Below are 20891 nucleotides of genomic sequence, written 5' to 3'. Positions count from 1 at the left end.
TTCACCGCGCCACCCCCGGACTGTCATGACCGTATGCCGATACGGGCATGACAGCCGGGGGCGCCCGGCGTTACCGTCGTGAACGCGGACGCACGCCAGGCGCGAAGGAGGGGCACGTGACCGGCAAGCCGAGGGGTGAGCGGCACATAGGACTGCTGAACGGCTTCGCGGCCTACGGGATGTGGGGGCTGGTCCCCCTGTTCTGGCCCCTGCTGAAACCGGCCGGCGCGATGGAGATCCTGGCCCACCGGATGGTGTGGTCGCTGGTCTTCGTGGGCGCCGCGCTGCTCGTGCTGCGCCGCTGGGCCTGGGCCGGCGAGCTGCTGCGGCAGCCGCGCAAGCTGGCACTGATCACGGTCGCCGCGGCGGTCATCACCGTCAACTGGGGCCTGTACATCTGGTCCGTGAACTCCGGGCACGTGGTCGAGGCCTCACTCGGGTACTTCATCAACCCGCTGGTCACCATCGCGATGGGCGTGCTGCTCCTCAAGGAGCGGCTGCGGCCGGTGCAGTGGGCGGCGGTCGGGACCGGCGGCCTCGCCGTCGTCGTGCTGACCATCGGTTACGGGCAGCCGCCGTGGATCTCGCTCTGCCTGGCGTTCTCCTTCGCCACGTACGGGCTGGTGAAGAAGAAGGTGGGCCTCGGCGGCATCGAGTCGCTGGCCGCGGAGACGGCGATCCAGTTCCTGCCCGCCCTCGGCTTCCTGGTGTGGCTCTCCGCACGCGGCGACTCCACCTTCGCGGCCGAGGGCGCGGGGCACGCGGCGCTGCTCGCCTCGGCAGGCATCGTCACCGCGCTCCCCCTGGTCTGCTTCGGAGCCGCAGCCATCCGCGTGCCCCTGTCCACCATCGGCCTGCTGCAGTACCTCACGCCGGTCTTCCAGTTCCTGCTCGGCGTCCTCTACTTCCACGAGGAGATGCCGCCGGAGCGCTGGGCCGGATTCGCACTGGTGTGGCTGGCGTTGACGCTGCTCACCTGGGACGCCTTGCGCACCGCCCGCCGGGCCTCCCGCACGCTCACCAACGAGATCAGCGTGCCCAGCACGACCAGGGCGACCGGCACGGTCAGTGCCGCGCGGAACGCCGAGAGCGTGGCCTCCGGGCCGGACCCGGTGGACGCCAGGCCGTAGACCGCGGTCACCGCCGAGATGCCGATCGCGGAGCCGAACTGGATGGCGGTGGTCAGCAGCCCGCCGGCCAGCCCCTGCTCCGACTCGGCCACCCCGTCCGTCGCCGCGATCGTCAGTGGCCCGAAGGCCAGGGCGAACGCGAGACCGCTCAGGAGCAGGGTCGGGAACATCATGGCGTAGGACCAGTCCATGCCGACCGGCAGGAACAGCGCGTAGGAGGCCACGGCCAGGAGGAAGCCGCCGGCGATCACCCGGGCGTTGCCGAAGCGGGTGACCAGTCTGGGCGTGAGCGTCGGCGCGAGGACGGCGTCGATACCCGTGACGACCAGGGCCAGCGCCGTCTGCAGGGACGACCAGCCGCGCAGTTCCTGCAGGTAGAGCGTGACGACGAACTGGAAGCCGAAGAAGGCGCCGAGGAAGAGCAGCGCCCCCAGGTCGGCGCGCACGACCGGGCCCTTGCGCAGCAGGCCGAGCCGGACGAGCGGATCGGGGCAGCGGCGTTCGACCGCGACGAAGACGGCGGCCAGCAACACGGCCGCGAGGCCCGAGGTCAGAGTGACCGGCCACTGGTGCAGGCCGTGCTCCAGACGTACGACGGTGTAGGCGGCCAGCAGCATGGCGCCGGCGGCGGTGATCGCACCGGGCAGGTCGAAGGTACGCCCGCGCCTGGCGGGGGCGTCGCGCCGGGGGATCACGCGTACGGCGGCGACGAGCAGGGCGGCGGCCAGCAGCACGGGGGCGAAGAACACCCAGCGCCAGCCGATCTCGGTGAGCAGGCCCCCGATCACCAGCCCGAGGGAGAAGCCGGCCGCGCCCGTCCCGGCGAAGACCAGCACGGCCTTGTTGCGCTGCGGGCCCTCCTCGTAGGAGGTGGTGATCAGGGAGAGCGCGGCCGGGGTCATGAAGGCGGCGGCGACGCCCGTGACGAACCGGGCGACGATCAGCATCCAGCCGCCCGTCGCGAAGCCGCCGAGCCCCGAGAAGGCGAGGAAGACGGTCAGCCAGAGCAGGAACATCCGCCGCCGCCCGAGCAGGTCGGCGGCCCGGCCGCCCAGCAGCGTGAAACCCGCGTAGCCGAGTACGTAGGCGCTCATCACCCAGGCCGCGGTGCCGGTGGTCAGTCCGAGATCGGCACGGACGGCCGGTATCGCCACCGCCATCATCGCGACGTCGATGCCTTCGAGGAAGATCGTTCCGCACAGAACGAGCAGTAGCGCCCAGGCACGGGTGCCCATGAGTCAACACTCCTCCGGTATGGGACGGTTACGCAAGTGAGGGTCAGTTCCATCTTGTAACCACGCCCCACCCTGCGGCAGCATCGATGGACATGGAAGAAGGCACTTCGAAGTCACCGAGTAACTGCGCGAGCACCGTGGACCACGGCGACGCCGACCCCTTCCAGTGGGACACCCGCGAGGACTGTCAGGTCCGGCAGATCCTCGACCGGATCGCCGACAAGTGGTCGCTGCTGGTCATCGCGCTGCTGGAGAACCGGCGGCTGCGCTTCACGGAGCTGCGCCGGGAGATCGACGGGGTCAGCCAGCGGATGCTGACGGTGACCCTGCGCTCGCTGGAGCGGGACGGCCTGGTGAAGCGGACGGTGCACCCGGTCGTGCCGCCGCGCGTCGAGTACGAACTGACCTCGCTCGGCAGGACGCTGCACACCACGATCCAGTCCCTGGTGACCTGGACGGAGGAGCACCAGGAGGAGATCGCACAGGCCCGGACCGCGTACGACACCCGTGCGGCCGAGGCCGCGGAGACTACGGCTTCGTAGGGGCGTGGCGGGCGCGGTGCGCCCGGACCTTCTCGCGGTTCCCGCAGTGCTCCATCGCGCACCAGCGGCGGCGGCCCGGCCGGGAGGTGTCGACGAACAGCAGGTGGCAGTTGTGGGCGCCGCACTCGCGGATCCGGTCGGCGAAGGGCCCGGTGAACAGGTCGACCGCGTCGCGGGCGACGGTCGCGAGGAGCTGGGTGCCGGTGGCGCCGGGGGCCCAGGAGCGGGTGCCGTCGGGCCCGATGCGGGCGACCAGGGGCGGCGCGGCCGCGGCCGCGTTGACGACGTCCAGGTGGGGAGCCCGCAGTGGGCGGCCGTGGGCGCGGTCGGCCGCCAGGAGGAGCACGGCGTCGCGCAGGGTGCGCGCCCGCTCCAGTTCCCCGGGGGAGACGGTGAGGTCCAGCCCGTCCGGCAGCCGGCTCAGCCCGGCCCAGGTGACCAGGTCGGACGGTTCGTGCAGCACTTCCCAGCGGGCGAAGGCTCCGGGGCCGCCCGTCGTCGTCAGCTCCAGGCACAGGGCGCCGGGGTCGAAGCGGTAGGGCTTGCCCTCGCCCGAGACCAGCGTCAGGCCGGGTGTCCGGTCCGGCGTTTCCCCTGCGCGTTCACTCACCTAACCAGTATAAGTGGTTACATGACGCAGACACCCGCATCACCCGCTCCCGTGCACTGGAAACTCGTCATCGACGCCGGCGACCCGCACGCCCAGGCCGACTTCTGGGCCGCCGCCCTGCGCTACGAGGTCGAGGACAACAGCGCCCTCATCGGGAAGCTGCTCGGTTTCGGCGCCCTGCCGGAGGAGGCCACGGTCGACTTCCACGGCCGCCGCGCCTTCCGGGACCTGGTCGCCGTACGGCACCCCGAGGACCCCTTCGAGGAGGAGAGCGGGACCGGGCTGGGGCGCCGGCTGCTGTTCCAGCGGGTGCCGGAGGCGAAGACGGTCAAGAACCGGCTGCATCTCGATCTGCACCCGGGCAAGGGGCGGCGCGACGAGGAGGTCGCCCGGCTGGAGGGGCTCGGTGCGAGCGCGCTGCGGCGGGTGAAGGAGCAGGGCGGCGAGTGGGTCGTGATGGCGGACCCGGAGGGGAACGAGTTCTGCGTCCAGTGACGGGCGCCCCGGAGGCCTGCGCTCCGTAACTCCCTGGCCGGATCAGCACCTTGACGGAGAGTCAGTACCAGCTTCACCATCCAGGCACCCCATTCACTGTGGGCGGCCCGTGGACATCCCACGGGCTTCCCCACGGAATCCGGAGCCCCCACATGAAGCTCTCCGTTTCCGCGCGCGCCGTTGCCGCGGGCGGCATGGCGACCGCCATGCTCCTGACCGGCGGCGCCGTGGCCGACGCCGCGTCCTCCGCTCCCTCCAGAGCGGCCGCCGCGCCGGACATACCCGTGGCGAACGTCAAGGCCCACCTGTCCCAGCTGCAGTCCATAGCCACCGCCAACGGCGGCAACCGGGCGCACGGCCGGGCCGGCTACAAGGCCTCCCTCGACTACGTGAAGGCCAAGCTGGACGCGGCCGGATACACCACCACGATCCAGCAGTTCACCGCCTCCGGCCGCACCGGCTACAACCTGATAGCCGACTGGCCGGGCGGCGACGCGAACCAGGTCGTGATGGCCGGCTCGCACCTCGACAGCGTCTCCTCCGGGGCCGGCATCAACGACAACGGCTCCGGCTCGGCCGCCGTCCTGGAGGCCGCTCTCGCCGTGTCCCGGGCGCAGTACAAGCCCACCAAGCACCTGCGGTTCGCCTGGTGGGGCGCGGAGGAGCTCGGCCTGGTCGGCTCCCGCTACTACGTCAACCGGCTGGCCACCGGCGACCGTTCGCGGATCAGCGCCTATCTGAACTTCGACATGATCGGCTCCCCGAACCCCGGCTACTTCGTCTACGACGACGACCCGGCGATCGAGAAGACCTTCAAGGACTACTTCGGCGGCATCGGCGTCCCGACCGAGATCGAGACCGAGGGCGACGGCCGCTCCGACCACGCGCCCTTCAAGAGCGCCGGCGTGCCGGTGGGCGGTCTGTTCACCGGGGCGAGCCGGACGATGACGGCGGCGCAGGCGGCCAAGTGGGGCGGTACGGCCGGGCGGGCCTTCGACCGCTGCTACCACTCCTCCTGCGACACCACCGCCAACATCAACGACACAGCTCTGAACCGCAACAGCGACGCCCTCGCGCACGCGGTGTGGGAGCTGTCGGATTGACATGCTCCTCGCCCTGAAGGGCGAGGATTCTGGCCTTCTCTACCGGTTGCTGTGCCGCTACGGCACGGTTTCCGGTGGGGAATCCATGGCTTCCTGTTTCTTCGCGCTGTGCCAGAACGGGTTCTGGTCTTACCGGCGCTCCGCAGGCTGATACCGCCAGTCCGGCGGCCTGTTGGACGTTGAGTGCGGCATTGTGGTCCCGGTCGTGGACCGTGCCGCAGGCGGTACAGGTCCATTCCCGGACGGACAGGGGTTGGGGACCGTCCTTGACGCCGCAGGTGGAGCAGGTCTGGGAGGTCGGCTCGAACCGGCCGATCTTGATCAGGGTGCGCCCGTACCGTTGCGCCTTGTATTCCAGCATGTTCACGAACGCCGTCCAGCCCGCGTCGTGGACGGACTTGGCCAGCCGGGTGCGCGCCAGTCCCGCCACCGACAGGCTCTCCACTCCGATCCCTTGGTTCTCGGAGATCAGCCGGGTGGAAAGCTGGTGGTGGAACTCCTTGCGGGCGTCGGTGACCTGAGCGTGGGCACGGGCGGCCTTGAGGCGGGCCTTCTCGCGGTTCTTCGACCCCTTCCGCTTGCGGGACAGGTCCCTCTGGGCCTTCTTCAGCTTCCTCTCCGCCCGGCGCAGGAACCGGGGTGAGTCGATCTTCTCGCCGGTGGACAGCACGGCGAAGTGGCTCAGGCCGAGGTCGATGCCGATGCTCTGGTCGGTGTCGGGCATCCTGTTCGCGTCTGCGGCGGGGTCGGTGTCGATGACGAACGAGGCGAAGAATCTGCCCGCGCTGTCCTTGATCACGGTGACGGAACTGGGGGTGGCGGGCAGGGTACGGGACCACTTCACCTTCACCGCCCCGATCTTCGGCAGGTTCAGCCGGCCGCTGTCGGTGATGTTCCAGCGGGCGTTGGCGGTGAACCGGATCGACTGCCGGGTGTCTTTGCGGGACTTGAACCGGGGCGCACCCAGTTTCGGGCCCTTGCGGGTGCCCTTGAGGGAGGCGAAGAAGTTCTTGTAAGCCGCCTCGGCGTCGCGCAGCGACTGCTGCAGGACGACCGCGAACACCTCACCCAGCCAGGACCGCTCCACGGTCCGTTTCGCCTCGGTGATCAGACGCGTGGACAGCTCACCGGCCTTGGGGAAGGGCTTGCCCGCCTTGCGGGCGTCCTCCCGGGCGCGCACTACGTCATTGAACACGACGCGGGCGCACCCGAACGCCTTTGCCAGCGCGATCCGCTGACCGGCATCCGGATACACGCGGAAGGCGTACCGGAGCTGCACGACGATCACACTAGGCAGGTCGAACGAGTACCGTCACCGGGAACATTCGAGCGACCCCTCACCGTCACCGCACACAGTCCGGCTCCACCGGAACGACACCGCGACGCAGGCATGAGATTCGCTTCACCCCCGGGCTGAAGCCCGGAGCACTGCGAATGAATCCCGGTAGCCCCCGGCACAGCGTCTACTGGTTGCGGGCGGCGCGTTCGGTGAGGCGGCCCATGCGGGCGCGGGCCGACTCCAGTTGCTCGACCTCCTCGGCGGCCGGGCCGTCCTCGGCGGCGAGCTCCGTCCACAGGCCGATCAGGTCCCGTCCCAGCTCCAGCCCGAGCGCCGGGTCGCGCACCGCGCGCCAGGCGGTGGCCGCGCTCTCCACGTTGCCGTAGGCGGCCTCCGGGTCGCCGGCCCGGCGGCGGGCACCGGCCAGGTCGAGCGACAGCCGGAAGGCGCGGAGCGGGTCGCCCGCCAAGTAGGCGATGTATGCCGTGAGTTCGCACAGCCGGAGCACCTCGGGGTGCTCCGGCCCGAGCGTCGCGGACGCCTGCACGACGGTCTGCTCCGCCAGGGCGGACGCCGCTTCGATCCTGCCCTCCTTCACCGCCTCGTTGATGCGCCCGATCGGCTCCGCGAGCAACGCGGGGGCGGCGGGATCGCCCGGGGCGGTGAGGGGTTCGTCCCCGAGCACGGCCTCCGCGACGGCGTCGAAGCCGCGCGGGGGCGTGGGCTTGGGGTCGGGGTCGGCGGCGATCAGGGCGTCCTCGGGGACCGGCGCGGGCCGCGGAGCCGGCCGGGCCTCGGGAACCGGGAGCGGCCTGGCGTCCATGGGCGGGGGCGGGCCGAACTCGCCGGTGGGCGGGGCGACGGTGCCGGGCGGCGTCGCCGCGCCCGGGGCCGGCGGCGCGTCTTCCGGCGCGGACTCCGTCTGCTCCGGCACGGCGCGCAGCTCGAACGTCGGTACGGGTTCGTCGGCCGGCTGCGGCTCGGGCACGGCCCGCAGCGGAAAGGTCGGGGTCGCGCCGCGGCCGGACTCCGGCGCGGGACGCAGCACGTGCGTGGCACTGTCGCCGTGCGGGTGCCGCGGCTCGGGCGGGGCCGCGGCCTCGCCTCGGGCGTGCTGCGGCACGGGTGGCGTACGGGTGGCGTCGGCTCGGGCGGGCTGCGGCACCGGTGGCGTACGCGTGGTTTCGCCTCGCGCGTGCTGCGGCACCGGTGACGTACGCGTGGCCTCACCTCGCGCGTGCTGCGGCACCGGCGGGTCCGTGGCGACCGGCTCGGCCGTGAAGTGGCTGGAGCCGTCCGGGTCGACCTGGAGCGGGACGACGTAGCCGATGCGCTCGTCGCGGATCGTGGCGAGGACGGGGTGGCCGGTGGCGAGGGCGATGTGGTGGAGGCGGTTCAGGACGGCCCGCTGGACCTCCTCACCGGGAGCGGCGAAGACCGGGACGCCACCGACCAGGGCGCCGTCGGACACCCCGCCGGTGCCCCCTCCCACGTCCGTGCCGGGCCCGGGGACATGGACGTCGATCGGCGCCGCCGGGGTCGCCGCGTGTGCGGCCTGCTTCTGTTCCCGCTTCTTCTCGCGGCTGAGTCGCGACATCGTCCCCTCACTGGGCGTCGTACACCTACTGTCGAGTGTGTCCGCTCGCCCCCGTTTCTCACGTCACCACGGTGTCACAGGCTCGTCCCAAGGGACGCCCGCCCCGGCACGGTCGTCACCGAGGGCATGAAGACCGGGCGTACGAGGGAGGAGAGGGGCATGCACACAGGCATGCGACAGGGGCCGGAGATCTGGCTGCGCGGCCCGGTGACGACCCCGGAGCCGGGGCCGCCGGAGCCCGCGCACGCCCATGCCGCGGCGCGGCGTTTCTCCTGGGTCGGCCTGCACGGCGGCGCGGGCGTCTCCACGCTCGCCGCGGTCTACGGCGGCCATGACAGCGGCCGGTCCTGGCCCGGGCCCGGCGATCCCCCGTCGGTGCTGCTGGTCGCGCGGACGCATGCGGCCGGGCTGGACACGGCCGCCGGGGCGGTGGAGATCTTCCGGCGCGGCCAGGCTCCGCCGGGGCTCGACCTGGACGCGATCGTCCTCGTGGCGGACGCCCCGGGCCGGCTGCCGCGTCCGCTCGCCCAGCGGGTCAGATCGCTGGAGTCGGTCATCGACGTGTACCGCGTGCCGTGGGTGCCGTCCTGGCGGCTCGGTGAACCGGGGCGTCCGCCGCGCGGGACGGAGGCCCTGGCCCGGCTGACGGGAGCGGCACGCTGACCGCCCTGCCGCTGACGGCCGTCCCCCTGTCGGCCGGGGAGATCGCGGCGGGGGTACGGGCCCGGGAGCTGCGCGCGGCGGATGTCGCCGCGGCGGCCCTGGACCGGATCGAGCGGACCGATCCGCAGCTGTGCGCGTTCGCCGAGGTGTGGCACGACGAGGCGTTGCGGCGGGCGCGCGAGGTGGACGCGCGACTCGACCGGCGGGGCGCGGACGTCTTCCTGCCGCTGGCCGGCGTGCCGGTCGCCGTGAAGGGGCGGCACGGGCTGCGTGCGGCGGGTCCGCTGCTCGCGGCCGGTTGCGTGCCCGTGGGGGCGACCTCCGTGCCCGGGCCGGGGACGCCCTGGCAGACGTGGGGGCTCGGGGCTCAGGGCCGGACCGTCAATCCGTGGCGGGCCGACCGGACGCCGGGCGGCTCGTCGGCCGGGGCCGCGGCGGCCGTGGCGGCCGGGCTGGTGCCGCTGGCGACGGGCGGCGACGGGGCCGGGTCGGTGCGCATCCCGGCGGCGTGGTGCGGGGTGGTCGGCCTGAAGACGACGAGCGGCCGGCTGCCGTCGGGCGACCGAACGGGACTCGCGGTTCCCGGGGTGCTCGCCCGCTCGGCGTCGGACGCCGGGCTGTGGTGGACGGTGGTGTCCGGGGAGCGGGCACCTGCCGGGGCGGCCCTCCCCGTCCCGGCGGTCTGGTCCCCCGACCTGGGCTTCGCCGACCCCGACCCGGAGCCCGTCGCGCTCGCGAGGGCCGCGGTGGAGCGGCTCGTGGCGGCAGGGGTCCTACGGCTGGTGCGTCCGCGGGTGCCGTTGCGGCTGACGGATCCCGGCCCGGCCTGGCTTGCCCTGCGCACCCCCGGTTCCGACCTGGCCGGGGCCGGGCGGGTCCGGGCGGAGAACGACCGGCGGCTGGCCGGGCTGTTCGCCGATGCCGAGCTGCTGCTGACCCCGACGGCCCCCACCGCCCCGCACGGCCACGAGGGGCCCGGGGACCGCTACTCCACCTCTCTCACCTGGGGGTTCAACCTGAGCGGTCACCCCGCCCTGAGCCTGCCCGCGGGCTTCGACGGCGACGGCTGCCCGGCCGGTCTCCAGCTGGTGGCGCCGCCGGGGCGGGAGGCGCTGCTGCTGGCGGTGGCGCGGGAGGCGTGAGGGCACCCCTGGCGGATTTACTTGCGTACGCATATGATGCACACGCATGCAGTCGCCGTACGCCGAGTTTCCAGAGGGGCACCCATGACCCGCCGTTTCCTTTTCGTCCTGGGCAGCGCTCGCGCCGAGGGCAACTCCGAGCTGCTCGCCCGCCGAGCCGCCGAGCAACTGCCCCCGGACGTCGAGCAGGAGTGGATCGACCTCACCGAGCATCCGGTGCCGGACTTCGAGGACCTGCGGCACGACAGCGACCACGTCCGCCCGACCGAGGGCAACGTGGCCCGGCTGCTGAACGCCACACTCGCCGCGACGGACATCGTGATCGTCTCGCCCCTGTACTGGTACTCGGTCTCCGCGCAGACCAAGCGCTACCTCGACTACTGGTCGGGCTGGCTGCGCACGCCCGGCCTCGACTTCAAGGCGACCCTGGCCGGCCGCACCCTGTGGGGCGTCACCGCCCTCGCGCACACCCAGGAGGTGGTCGCCGACCCGCTCGTCGGGACGCTCCACAACTCCGCGGCGTACATGGGGATGCGCTTCGGCGGGGTGCTGCTCGGCAACGGCAGCAAGCCCGGTGACGTACTGACCGACGACGCGGCGCTGACCCGCGCCAAGACCTTCTTCGAGCAGGAAGCGCCCTTGGCCAGGTTCCTCTACGAGGACTGAGCGCTACGCGGTGATGTCCTTCGTCGTGAACCGCGCCCACGCCGCCGACCCGAACACGGCCGCGTACAGGGCCTGGAGGCCGAGGTTCTTCGCCAGTTCGTCCCAGTAGACCGGCTCGCGCATGAGGTCGGCGAAGGACAGCCAGTAGTGGGAGAAGAAGTACGGCTGCAGGGCGTTCAGTTGCGGGATCTGGTCGAGGATCTGGACCGTGATCAGCAGGCCGACCGTCGTCGCCATCGCCGCGATGCCGCTGCCCGTGAGGGTCGAGACGAACAGGCCGAGCGCGGCGACGCCGATCAGTGACGCGGCGACTGCCAGGGCGATCAGCAGGGCTCTGCCCAGGCCCTCGGCGAAGCTGATCTGCGTGCCGGAGATGGTCGTCAGGTCACCGAGCGGGAAGAGCAGCGCCCCGGCCGTCAGCGCCGAGACGGCGACCACGAGCGTGGCGGCCAGGCAGAAGATGACCACCGTCGCGTACTTGGTGAGCAGCAGGCGGCTGCGGCCGGCCGGGGCGACCAGCAGATAGCGCAGCGTGCCGGAGTTGGCCTCGCCGGCGATCGCGTCACCCGCGACGACACCGACCGCCATCGGCAGGAAGAACGGGAGCGTCGCGGCCAGGGCGGTGAAGACGAGGAAGAGGCCGTTGTTGGTGATCTGCGAGATGAAGGCCGGTCCTCCGCCGCCCCCGCCGCCGGGCGACGAGCCGTCGCCCGTCTCGATCTTGACGGCGATGCCGACGAGGATCGGCACGCCCGCCAGCACGGCCAGCAGCGCGAGCGTGCGCCACCGCCGGAACGTGGTGACGAGCTCGTTGCGCAGCAGCCCGAAGGTCCACAACGGACTGACGGGCCGTACCGGCTGTACGGCTTCCGCGACTTCAGCCCGCGACATCGAAGCCCTCCCCCGTCAGCGCCACGAACGCGTCCTCCAGCGAGGCCCGTTCGACCGTGAAGCCGCGCACCCGGACCCCGGCCGTCACCAGCGCGGCGTTCACCTCGGCGAGGTCGCGGTCCGGTGGTTCGCCGGTCACCCGGTCGTCGGTGACGACGACGTCGGCGACGCCCTGCTCCTTCAGGATCCGGGCCGCCTCCGCCGGGTCCGGCGTGGTCACGACCAGCCGGCCGCGCGCCCCGGCGGACAGCTCGGCGACCGGTCCCTGCGTGATCAGCCGGCCCTGGGCCATCACGGCCGCGTGCGTGCAGACCTGCTCGATCTCGTCGAGGAGGTGGGAGGAGAGGAAGACCGTCGTGCCGTCCGAGGCCAGCTCCCTCACCAGGGCGCGGATCTCGCGCATGCCCTGCGGGTCGAGGCCGTTGGTGGGCTCGTCCAGGACGAGCAGCCGGCGCGGCTGGAGCAGCGCGGCCGCGAGACCCAGGCGCTGTTTCATGCCCAGGGAGTACGCCTTGGCCTTCTTGCCCGCGGCGGCCGTCAGGCCCACCCGGTCCAGGGCCGAGGCGACCCGGATGCGCCGGGTGCGCGGGTCGGCGGCCGGGTCGGCGCTGTCGTAGCGGAGCAGGTTGTCGCGGCCGGAGAGGAAGCCGTAGAGGGCCGGGCCCTCGATGAGGGCGCCGACGTGCGGGAGCACGGCGCGGGTGGCCCGGGGCATGGGCTGCCCGAGCACCCGGGCCGTGCCGGAGGTGGGCTCGATGAGGCCCATCAGCATGCGGATGGTGGTGGTCTTGCCGGAGCCGTTGGGGCCGAGGAAGCCGAAGACGCTGCCCGCCGGGACGGTCAGGTCGAGACCGTCGACGGCGAGCTGTCCGCCGCGGTAGCGCTTGGTGAGCGCGCGGGTGGCGATGACCGGTTCCCCGGTCTCGGCCCGCGCCTCACGCTGCTCCGGTTCCCCGGCGGACACCTCGCCCATCGGCTTCCTCGTTCTCTCGACGTCCCGTGCGGCTGCGGGACCTACTTCCCGGCGTCGGCCGCCTTCACGAGCGCGTCCTTGGTGACCAGGCCCGCGTAGACCTTGCCGTCGTCGGTGACGAGGGCGTTGACCAGGCGGGTCGAGAACACCGTGCCCGAGCCGAACGTGCCGTGGACCTTGTCGCCGAGGGAGTCCATGAAGCCGCCGAGTTCGCCGCCGGCCTTGCCCGAGGGCACGCCCTCGCCGCCGGTGTCGAAGGTGGCTATGGCGGTCCAGCCCTCGCCGATGGTCTTCATCCCGTCGAGGCCGTCGGCGCCCTTGCCGGAGTCCTTCCCGGCCTTGGGCGCCGCACCCAGGTCGAAGGGCTTGCCGGGGGCCTTGCGCGGGGTTTCGCCCGAGGCCTCGTCGCGTGCCTTGCCCGCGTCCTTCTCCTCGGTGACCTTCGCGCCCTTGGGCGGGGTGAAGTCGAAGGTGGAGGCGGCCGGCTTGGCGAAGCTCACCTTCGTGAAGCCCGCGTCGACGACGGCCGGGCCGCCGCCCGCCGGGGTCAGCGTGAACTTCAGCGGCATGCCGGTCTGCGCGTCCACGGCGACGGTGATCGCGCCGACCGTCGAACCGGACTGCTTCGGCTCGACGACCAGCTTGTAGGCGTCCCGGCCGGCGACCTGGGCGGTGCCGTCCACGGTCACGGACGTGGTGTCGTCGACCGCCTTCAGGGCCTCCTCGGCGAAGTCCTTCGGCATGGCCGGCGGCTGCTGGTCCTTGCCGTGCTCCGGGCTCTTCGAGGAGGTGCCGTGGTAGACCTCGTTGGACTTGCTGTCGTAGCCCCAGACGTCCTTGCCGTTGTGGATGACGCTGTATTCGGCGGCGTTCTCCAGCAGCGACAGCTTCTGCTTGTCCGGGCCGTCGGCGGCGACGCGCAGGGTGTGCGTGCCGGAGGCCAGTTCGGTGAGTTTGGCCGTCGGGTCGGCGGAGGAGCCGCCCTCGCCCTGGCCGGCGGCGCCGGACAGCAGGCCCGACTCCAGGCCGCCGAGGTTCGGCAGGCCGAGGTCCGTGCTGATCCTCACCGTGCCGGACAGCTGCTGGACGTCCGACTTGGCGATCTTCTCGATGAGTTGCTGTGCGGTGATCTTCGGGAGGTCGGGGTCCCCGGAGTCGGCGAGCGCGGGGACCAGCCCGATCGTCGCGGCGGCCACCCCCACCACGGTGACCGGGACGATGTACCGCGCGGCCTTGCGCCGCCCGGAGCGCTGCTCGTCGACCTCTCCGGCGGTCGTGCTGTCGTCGGATGCGTACGGTGCCATGTGTGCCCTACCTCCGTGGTCGGCGGCGGCTGTCCGTGTCGTCCACGCACTCGTCCCTGAGCCGCCATTCTCACCCGAACAGGTGAGGAGTGGTGTCTTTCCCTGGTGTCCATCTGACCAAATCGGCCAGGGAGATACGTCAGACCCCGGGCTCAACTCCGTGTACTGCTGGGGTATGACACGGAAGGGCGGCTTCTCCCCCGACCCGTAGGGGTCGTGCGGGGAGGGAGGGCTAGGGCCTGTCGTTTGGATCAGGCCGCAGGAAATCGACGGTGCTGATCAGCGCCCGTGAGCGGGGCCTGGTGCGTGCAGCTGCAAGGCGGAGGAGGGCGTCGACGCGATGGGGGCCCCTCCCGCGCGAGCGCAGCCGAGCGTGGGGGAGTCGGCAACCGACGACAACGCGGCAGATGTGCGTGCCAGGCCCCGCGTCTGCGGCCTGATCCAAACGACAGGCCCCTAGCCGGCCCGGTGCACCACCGCGTCGCACAGTTCCAGGAGCGCCGCCTTCGCGGTGCACTCCGGGAGGGGCGCGAGCGCCGAACGGGCGTCCTGGGTGTAGCGGACGGTGTCCTGCCGGGCCTGCTCCAGCGCCGGGTGGGCCCGCAGCAGGCGCAGGGCCTCGGCGTGCCGGGCGTCGTCGGTGAGGTCGGAGTCGAGCAGCTCGCACAGGGCGATGTCCTCGGCGAGTCCGAGCCGGGCCGCCCGCTCGCGCAGCCGCAGCACCGGCAGCGTGGGGATGCCCTCGCGCAGGTCGGTGCCGGGGGTCTTGCCGGACTCGTGGGAGTCGGAGGCGATGTCCAGGACGTCGTCCGCGAGCTGGAAGGCGACGCCGAGCCGCTCGCCGTACTGGGTCAGGACGTCCACGACCGTGTCGTCGGCGCCGGACATCATCGCGCCGAACCGGCACGACACGGCGACCAGCGAGCCGGTCTTGCCGCCCAGCACGTCGAGGTAGTGCTCGACGGGGTCCCGGCCGTCCTGCGGTCCGGCCGTCTCCAGGATCTGGCCGGTCACCAGACGCTCGAACGCCTCGGCCTGCACCCGCACGGCCTCCGGGCCGAGGTCGGCCAGGATGTGCGAGGCGCGGGCGAAGAGGAAGTCGCCGGTGAGGACCGCGACGGAGTTGCCCCAGCGCGTGTTCGCGCTCTCGACACCGCGGCGCACGGCGGCCTCGTCCATCACGTCGTCGTGGTACAGCGTGGCGAGGTGGGTCAGCTCCACGACGACGGCCGACGGCACGATCCCGGGTGCGTACCGGTCGCCGAACTGGGCGGAGAGCATCACCAGCAGCGGGCGGAACCGCTTGCCCCCGGCCCGCACCAGGTGCTGGGCGGCCTCCGTGATGAAGGGCACCTCACTCTTGGTGGCCTCGAGCAAGCCTTCCTCGACAGCCGCCAGTCCGGCCTGGACGTCGGCTTCCAGAGCCTGGTCCCGCACGCTCAGCCCGAACGGCCCGACGTCGGTCACGAGGGGTCTCCTGTCTGCTGTGTCTGCCGGTGATTACGCGGATTGTCGATAGGTCGCTGCCCTCACTCCGGCCAGCGTATCCGGTCACGTTTCGATCACCGCCAGCACCCAGGGTTACAGGCCGGGTGGTATCCGATCACGACCGTTATGTTTTCGATCAACCTATAAGAACAGATATAAATCGACTTACCCAGGGGTAGTGAACTATGCACGATTTGCCGTGATGAGTAGGTGAATTCCCCTTGGTGGAAATTGCCCTGCGAACTCGTGATCAGTGAGTTGAATCACTTGTCCCCCTTTTCCGCCCCGCCTCGGCATCGGCCCGTACCACCTTCCCCCGAACGCCAGTTGAACCTTGGCTCCCGCAAAGGATCAAGCGCCCCAAACACCCCCGACCAAGGTCAACCGCGCGATATGTGACTGAGGTGCTTGTTCCCGACATGTGCTCTCGCATACGTTCCCGGCCTGTCCGGCGGACGCCCAATCCTGCCGCCGCCCGGACTCCCCACAGGAACCGACTCACTCACGCAGGGCAGGAGCGGGGGACCCAGGTAAGTCGCCGGTCCGCACAGCGGCACGGCTCGGGGTGAAGCCGCGCACGGCACACAGCGCCGTACGCGGCCGGGCACCTCCCGGCCCGAACCCGACAGCTCACCTCGCAGGCGCCGGAGAGGAATATCGCCATGGCCGGACGAGGCAAGCACCGTCGCCCCAGAACCAACCCGCTGACCCGAGGCTTCATCGCCGCCGGTACCGGCGGAGCAGCACTCACCCTTCCGCTCCTCGGCGCCACGCACGCGAGCGCCGCCGAGCCCCAGAGCGCACCGGCCGCCGCACAGTCCGTGCCGCAGGCGGTTCAGCCCGCCAAGTCCCTCACGTACACCGTGGTCAAGGGCGACTCGCTCGCCCGCATCGCGGACAAATACGACGTCTCGGGCGGCTGGAAGCAGCTCTACAAGGACAACCGCGCCGCCGTCGGCAGCGACCCGAAGCTGATCCACCCGGGTCTGAAGCTGACGGTGAAGACCACCAAGACGGACGCCGCGAAGAAGACGGCGACCAAGTCGTCCGCCCCCGCCAAGCCGGCCGCGAAGCCCGCCGGCGGTGTCGCCCAGGCCACCCAGGCGTCCGCCAAGACCTACGCGGACAACCTCGACGGGTGGATCCGGGAGGCGCTGGACATCATGGCGCAGAAGGGGATCCCCGGGTCCTACGACGGCATCTACCGCAACGTCATGCGCGAGTCGTCCGGCAACCCCCTGGCGATCAACAACTGGGACTCCAACGCCGCCAAGGGCACCCCGTCCAAGGGCCTGCTCCAGACCATCGACCCGACCTTCCAGGCCTACCACGTCGACGGCACCTCGTGGGACCCGTACGACCCGGTCGCCAACATCACCGCGGCCTGCAACTACGCGGCCGACCGCTACGGCTCGATCGACAACGTCAACGGCCCGTACTGAGCAGCCCCGCCCAGCAGTCGTTCGAGGACGACGGCGATGCCGTCGTCCTCGTTCGACAGGGTGACCTCGTCGGCCACGGACTTGAGTTCGGGGTGGGCGTTGGCCATCGCCACCCCGTGAGCGGCCCAGTCGAACATCGGGATGTCATTGGGCATGTCACCGAAGGCGATGGTGTCCGCCGGGCGCAGCCCCAGATGCTCGGCGGCGAGCGCGAGGCCCGTGGCCTTGGTGATACCGCACGGCTGGAGTTCCACCGTGCCGGGCCCCGACATCGTCACCGTCGCCAGTGAGCCGACCACCGAGCGGGCCGTCGTCGCCAACTCGTCGTCGGAGAGATGGGGGTGGCGCAGCAGCACCTTGCTGATGGGCTCGCCCCACAGTTCGTCGCGCCGGTCGACCCGTACGGCGGGCAGGGTCGGGTGCGGCATCAGATAGCCCGGCTCGATCAGCGTGAGCCCGTCGACCCCGTCCTGGTCGACCGCCGCGTACACCTGCCCCACCTCGGCCTCGATCTTGCCCAGGGCGGTCTCGGCCAGTTCCCGGTCCAGGGTGATGGACCACAGCAGCCGGTCCGCGCCGGCGTCGTACACCTGCGCGCCCTGCCCGCACACCGCGAGCCCCGTGGCGCCGAGGTCGTCCAGGAGCGGCCGCACTCTGGGCGCCGGCCTGCCCGTCACCACGAGGTGCTGGGCACCGGCGTCCGCCACCCGCGCGAGCGCGGCGAGGGACCGGTCGGAGAGGGTGTCGTCGCCGCGCAGCAGCGTCCCGTCCAGATCGGTGGCGATGAGTGAATATGCGATGGTTGCGGCCATGATCAGAGAATACGGACAGCGCGCCCCTTCGTTTCATCGTACGACCGATGCCGATTGCCCGGTTGAAGGCCTCTGCACCGGTTGGCAACAACATGGTCCGCTACCTACCCGTGAGGCCGCATCGAGCGGTACCTTCCAAGTGTCCAGGGGGGACTTGATCGGGGGGTCGGGTTGAGCAGTGGGCGCATACGCGTGGCCGGGCCCGGGGAACTCGGCGAAGGGGAGAGGGAGCGCTGGCGTGCGCTGCGCGCGGCCTCCGAGGCACCGCGCAACCCCTTCATGGAACCGGAGTTCACCGAAGCCGTCGGCCAGGTCAGGCCGGGTGCCCGGGTGGCCGTGGTGTACGAGGGGCCGGAACCGGCCGGGTTCCTGCCCTACGAGCGTGGCCCGTTGGGGCAGGGCCGGGCGATCGGGCTCGGTGTCTCGGACGCGCAGGGCGCGATCCTGCGGCCGGGCCTGGAGCTGGAGACCGGCAGGCTGCTGAGGGCCTGCTCGGTGTCGAGCTTCGCCTTCGACAATCTGGAGGCCGAGCAGCGGCTGTTCGTCCGGTACGCCGCGGAGGAGCACGCCACCTACGTCGTCGACGTGGAGAAGGGCTACGAGACGTACGAGTCGGTACTGCGTTCGCAGTCGCCGAAGTTCCTGAAGACCACCCTGGCCAAGGAGCGCAGGCTCGGCCGGCAGGGCGGCGAGCTGCGGTTCGTCTTCGACGAGCGCGAACCGGCCGCGCTGCGCACGCTCATGGAGTGGAAGTCCGCGCAGTACCGCAGGACGGGCCGCCGGGACCGATTCGCCCAGGAGTGGATCACCCGGCTCGTCGGGCAGCTGGCCCGGACCCGGGCGCCGGAGTGCAGCGGCACGCTGTCGGTGCTGTACGCCGGTGAGCGGCCCGTCGCCGCGCACTTCGGACTGCGTTCGTCCTCGGTGCTGGCCTGCTGGTTCCCGGCCTACGACCCGGAGTTCGCGAAGTTCTCGCCCGGTCTCGTGCTGCACCTGCGCATGGCCGAGGCGGCGGCCGCCGACGGCATCGGCTTGCTCGACCTGGGGCGGGGGGCGGCCGAGTACAAGGACGCGCTGAAGACGGGCGAACTGCCCGTGTACGAGGGGGCGGTGACCCGGCCGGGGGCCGGCGCGGCACTGCACTGGCTGAGCCGCGAGCCCTCGCGCCGCGCGCACAGCTTCGTCCGCAGCAGGCCGCGGCTCGCGTCGCTGGCCGCGCGGACGCTGAAGGGCGCGGCTCGGCTGCGCCGTACCTGACACACAAGGGGGGTGGGCGCATGGCCCGTTCGGCGCGTGCGCAGGAGGAGATCCGGCGGTTCCTGGACATCGGGGCGGTGCAGGTCGCCGAGCTGGACCTCGACGGTGACGAGGCGGTGCTCAGACCCGGCCCGGGGAGCCCGCCCGTGACGCACGGCGAGGTGTTCGTGCTGGTCAGGCGGGGCGGCCGACCCGTGGGCACGCTGCTCGGGCAGGTGCCCGAGGGGGCGGATCCCAGGGCCGTGCTGGTGGAGCGGGCGCGGGCGGAGTGCGGGCCGGCCGTCTTCGGCGAACCCGGGGAGCCGCCGTTCACGAGTGTCGTCGTCGCCACCCGGGAGCGCGCCGGGCAGCTGGCCCGGGCGCTGGACTCGCTGCTGGCGCAGGACCATCCGCGGTTCGAGATCGTCGTCGTCGACAACGCTCCCGTCACGGACGAGACGCGGGAGCTGATCGAGCGGAAGTACGCCGAGCGCGTGCGGTACGTCTGCGAGCCTGTTCCGGGGCTCGCAGGCGCGCACAACGCCGGGCTGGACGCCGTGCGCGGCGAGGTGGTCGCCTTCACCGACGACGACGTGGTCGCCGACCCGCGCTGGCTGACCGAGCTGAGCGCGCCCTTCGCCGCCGATGCCGGGCTCGGCTGCTGCACCGGGCTGATCCTGCCCGCGCGGCTGACGACCCCGGCCCAAGTGCTGCTGGAGAGCCACGGCGGCTTCGCGAAGGGCTTCACTCCAAGGACGTACGACCCGGCGCGTCCGCCGGGCGACGAGCCGCTGTTCCCATTCACGGCCGGGCGGTTCGGCTCGGGCGCGAACATGGCGTTCCGGACGGCGGTGCTGCGCTCCGTCGGCGGTTTCGACCCGGCCACCGGCGCCGGGACGGCCGCCCGGGGCGGCGACGACCTCTACGGGTTCGTGCGCGTCCTCGCCCAGGGCCACCGGCTGCGCTACACGCCGTACGCCCTGGTCTGGCACCACCACCGGGAGACCTGGCGGGACCTGGAGACCCAGGCGTACGGCTACGGCGCCGGGCTCACGGCGTACCTCACCGCGGTGCTCGTGAACCGGCCCGCGCTGTTGCCGGCGTTCCTCGCGAGACTCCCCCGCGGCCTCGCCCACGCCCGCACGCTGACGGCGGTACGCGAGACGGACGCGGCGGACGGCACCGGCACCGGCACGCCGGGCGACCACGATGTGCGCACCCATCCCTGGCCGCGGCGGCTGTCGCGGTTGCAGCGCAGGGGGATGGTCTACGGGCCTGTCGGCTATCTGCGGGCGCGGTACGCGCTGCGCGCGGCGGTCCGGGAGAAGACGGCTCAGCGGGCGCAGGCCGCTTCAGGGGCGCAGGCCGCTCACGGGGCGCAGACCTCTCAGGGGGCGCAGACCTCTCAGGGGGCGCAGACCTCTCAGGGGGCGAGATGACGACGTCGGCACGTACCCGTGGTGAGGGACCGATATCGCCCTCGGGCACCCCGGCCATCCCCGTCTTCCTCTACCACGCCGTGATGGACGACCCGCCCGAGTGGATCGCCGAGTTCACGGTCACGCCACGGCAGTTCGCGGCACATCTCGACGTCATCGTCGGCAGCGGGCGCACCCCCGTCACGATCAGCGCGATCGCCGATCATCTGGCCGGGCGGGCGCCGCTGCCGCCCCGGCCCGTCCTGCTCACCTTCGACGACGGGTTCGCCGATCTGCCCGGCCCCACCGCCGAGGTCCTGGCCCGACGCGGGCTGCCCGCCACCGCCTACCTCACCACCGGCGCCATCGCCCCGGGCGGCCGCAGCCTGCTGCCGCCCGCCCCCATGATGACCCTGGCCCGGGCGGCGGAGCTGGAACGTTCCGGCATGGAGATCGGCAGCCACACCGTCACGCACGCGCAGCTCGACACCCTGTCCGCCAAGGACCTGGCGTACGAACTGCGCACCTCCAAGGCCGTACTGGAGGACGCCCTCGGGCACGAGATCCGGCACCTCGCCTATCCGCACGGCTACAACAGCCCCCGGGTGCGGGCGATGTCGGCCCGGACCGGCTACGAGACGGCGACCGCCGTGCGGCACGCACTCAGCTCCGACCGCGACGAGCGGTACCGCATCGCCCGGCTCATCGTCCGGCGCACCCACACCGTCGCCGACGTCGAGGGCTGGCTGGCGGGGGCGGGCGCACGGGTCGCGCCGTACCGCGACGGGCCGAAGACGATCGCCTGGCGCTGGTACCGGCGGGCCCGTGCGATGGTGCACGGGCCCCAGTTCGCGGGCTGACCCGA

Annotated in this window: 19 protein-coding genes, 1 pseudogene and 1 riboswitch; of the genes and pseudogenes, 11 read left to right on the top strand and 9 right to left on the bottom strand. The window is 72.1% G+C overall.

Annotation, left to right across the window (positions count from 1 at the left end):
- The first annotated feature begins 116 nt into the window (after positions 1 to 116).
- Positions 117 to 1130 carry an EamA family transporter RarD gene (rarD, locus tag RFN52_RS23980; RefSeq protein ID WP_308431973.1) on the top strand — a complete coding sequence of 338 codons (1014 nt, stop codon included), beginning with the start codon at positions 117 to 119 and terminating at the stop codon, positions 1128 to 1130.
- Between the two features lie 32 nt (positions 1131 to 1162).
- Here rarD and RFN52_RS23975 read toward each other — a convergent pair.
- Positions 1163 to 2365, bottom strand: a pseudogene (locus RFN52_RS23975) (MFS transporter); the annotation flags it as partial.
- A gap of 92 nt (positions 2366 to 2457) precedes the next feature.
- On the opposite strand from RFN52_RS23975, the gene RFN52_RS23970 reads away from it, so the two are divergent.
- The gene (locus RFN52_RS23970) at positions 2458 to 2907 is read left to right on the top strand and encodes a winged helix-turn-helix transcriptional regulator (protein ID WP_184848908.1); all 450 of its coding nucleotides are present in this window, start codon (positions 2458 to 2460) and stop codon (positions 2905 to 2907) included.
- Here the strand turns inward: RFN52_RS23970 and RFN52_RS23965 are convergent.
- The gene (locus RFN52_RS23965) at positions 2894 to 3517 is read right to left on the bottom strand and encodes a CGNR zinc finger domain-containing protein (protein ID WP_184848906.1); all 624 of its coding nucleotides are present in this window, start codon (positions 3515 to 3517) and stop codon (positions 2894 to 2896) included. The two genes, RFN52_RS23970 and RFN52_RS23965, sit on opposite strands and share 14 nt — an antisense overlap.
- 21 nt (positions 3518 to 3538) lie before the next feature.
- On the opposite strand from RFN52_RS23965, the gene RFN52_RS23960 reads away from it, so the two are divergent.
- Together RFN52_RS23960 and RFN52_RS23955 are read left to right on the top strand one after the other, a co-directional pair.
- Complete coding sequence (locus tag RFN52_RS23960; RefSeq protein WP_184848904.1) at positions 3539 to 4012, top strand: VOC family protein; 474 nt, start codon at positions 3539 to 3541, stop codon at positions 4010 to 4012.
- Positions 4013 to 4164: 152 nt separating this feature from the next.
- Positions 4165 to 5115 (top strand): M28 family metallopeptidase, encoded by a 951-nt coding sequence (locus RFN52_RS23955; protein ID WP_184848902.1) that lies wholly within the window; start codon positions 4165 to 4167, stop codon positions 5113 to 5115.
- Here RFN52_RS23955 and RFN52_RS23950 read toward each other — a convergent pair.
- Together RFN52_RS23950 and RFN52_RS23945 are read right to left on the bottom strand one after the other, a co-directional pair.
- Positions 5048 to 6394: an RNA-guided endonuclease InsQ/TnpB family protein gene (locus RFN52_RS23950; protein ID WP_311241042.1), complete on the bottom strand. Its 1347-nt coding sequence runs from the start codon at positions 6392 to 6394 to the stop codon at positions 5048 to 5050. The two genes, RFN52_RS23955 and RFN52_RS23950, sit on opposite strands and share 68 nt — an antisense overlap.
- Positions 6395 to 6578: 184 nt before the next feature.
- Positions 6579 to 7991, bottom strand: a complete 1413-nt coding sequence (locus tag RFN52_RS23945) for a tetratricopeptide repeat protein (RefSeq protein ID WP_184848900.1) — start codon at positions 7989 to 7991, stop codon at positions 6579 to 6581.
- Positions 7992 to 8150: 159 nt separating this feature from the next.
- Here RFN52_RS23945 and RFN52_RS23940 point away from each other — a divergent pair, with 159 nt between their 5' ends.
- From RFN52_RS23940 to RFN52_RS23930, 3 genes are all read left to right on the top strand, one after another.
- Positions 8151 to 8654 carry a DUF6668 family protein gene (locus RFN52_RS23940; protein WP_184848899.1) on the top strand — a complete coding sequence of 168 codons (504 nt, stop codon included), beginning with the start codon at positions 8151 to 8153 and terminating at the stop codon, positions 8652 to 8654.
- A 68-nt stretch (positions 8655 to 8722) separates the two neighbouring features.
- Complete coding sequence (locus RFN52_RS23935) at positions 8723 to 9796, top strand: amidase (protein ID WP_311241232.1); 1074 nt, start codon at positions 8723 to 8725, stop codon at positions 9794 to 9796.
- 84 nt (positions 9797 to 9880) lie between these two features.
- On the top strand, positions 9881 to 10462 hold the full coding sequence (locus RFN52_RS23930) for a flavodoxin family protein (protein ID WP_184848898.1): 582 nt from the start codon (positions 9881 to 9883) through the stop codon (positions 10460 to 10462).
- A gap of 3 nt (positions 10463 to 10465) precedes the next feature.
- Here RFN52_RS23930 and RFN52_RS23925 read toward each other — a convergent pair whose 3' ends face one another.
- The 4 genes from RFN52_RS23925 to RFN52_RS23910 form a co-directional block, all read right to left on the bottom strand.
- Entirely contained in the window at positions 10466 to 11353 is an 888-nt protein-coding gene (locus RFN52_RS23925) for an ABC transporter permease (RefSeq protein ID WP_184848897.1), read from the bottom strand.
- The gene (locus RFN52_RS23920) at positions 11340 to 12326 is read right to left on the bottom strand and encodes an ABC transporter ATP-binding protein (RefSeq protein WP_184848896.1); all 987 of its coding nucleotides are present in this window, start codon (positions 12324 to 12326) and stop codon (positions 11340 to 11342) included. Before RFN52_RS23920 ends, RFN52_RS23925 begins: the two co-directional genes overlap by 14 nt.
- Before the next feature lie 41 nt (positions 12327 to 12367).
- On the bottom strand, positions 12368 to 13630 hold the full coding sequence (locus tag RFN52_RS23915) for a LolA family protein (protein ID WP_184848895.1): 1263 nt from the start codon (positions 13628 to 13630) through the stop codon (positions 12368 to 12370).
- Positions 13631 to 14086: 456 nt separating this feature from the next.
- A complete protein-coding gene (locus RFN52_RS23910) occupies positions 14087 to 15097 on the bottom strand; it encodes a polyprenyl synthetase family protein (protein ID WP_184848894.1) in 1011 nt (336 codons plus the stop codon).
- A 502-nt stretch (positions 15098 to 15599) separates the two neighbouring features.
- A riboswitch (cyclic di-AMP (ydaO/yuaA leader) is annotated at positions 15600 to 15777 on the top strand.
- Positions 15778 to 15780: 3 nt separating this feature from the next.
- Here RFN52_RS23910 and RFN52_RS23905 point away from each other — a divergent pair.
- Positions 15781 to 16560, top strand: a complete 780-nt coding sequence (locus RFN52_RS23905; RefSeq protein WP_184848893.1) for a transglycosylase SLT domain-containing protein — start codon at positions 15781 to 15783, stop codon at positions 16558 to 16560.
- Here RFN52_RS23905 and RFN52_RS23900 read toward each other — a convergent pair.
- Entirely contained in the window at positions 16524 to 17372 is an 849-nt protein-coding gene (locus RFN52_RS23900) for an HAD family hydrolase (protein ID WP_184848892.1), read from the bottom strand. The two genes, RFN52_RS23905 and RFN52_RS23900, sit on opposite strands and share 37 nt — an antisense overlap.
- Positions 17373 to 17543: 171 nt before the next feature.
- On the opposite strand from RFN52_RS23900, the gene RFN52_RS23895 reads away from it, so the two are divergent.
- Genes RFN52_RS23895 through RFN52_RS23885 form a run of 3 tightly spaced genes read left to right on the top strand, consistent with a single transcriptional unit; the run spans position 17544 to position 20886 of the window.
- Positions 17544 to 18629, top strand: a complete 1086-nt coding sequence (locus RFN52_RS23895) for a GNAT family N-acetyltransferase (protein WP_184848890.1) — start codon at positions 17544 to 17546, stop codon at positions 18627 to 18629.
- A gap of 20 nt (positions 18630 to 18649) precedes the next feature.
- On the top strand, positions 18650 to 20047 hold the full coding sequence (locus RFN52_RS23890) for a glycosyltransferase family 2 protein (RefSeq protein WP_311241041.1): 1398 nt from the start codon (positions 18650 to 18652) through the stop codon (positions 20045 to 20047).
- Entirely contained in the window at positions 20044 to 20886 is an 843-nt protein-coding gene (locus RFN52_RS23885) for a polysaccharide deacetylase family protein (protein ID WP_374050177.1), read from the top strand. Before RFN52_RS23890 ends, RFN52_RS23885 begins: the two co-directional genes overlap by 4 nt.
- The last annotated feature ends 5 nt before the right edge of the window (positions 20887 to 20891 follow it).

Source organism: Streptomyces collinus (genome assembly GCF_031348265.1).
Classification (GTDB): Bacteria; Actinomycetota; Actinomycetes; order Streptomycetales; family Streptomycetaceae; genus Streptomyces; species Streptomyces collinus.
The sequence above is the reverse complement of the archived record's forward strand: the minus strand, read 5'-3'. Positions and strand labels throughout refer to the sequence as shown.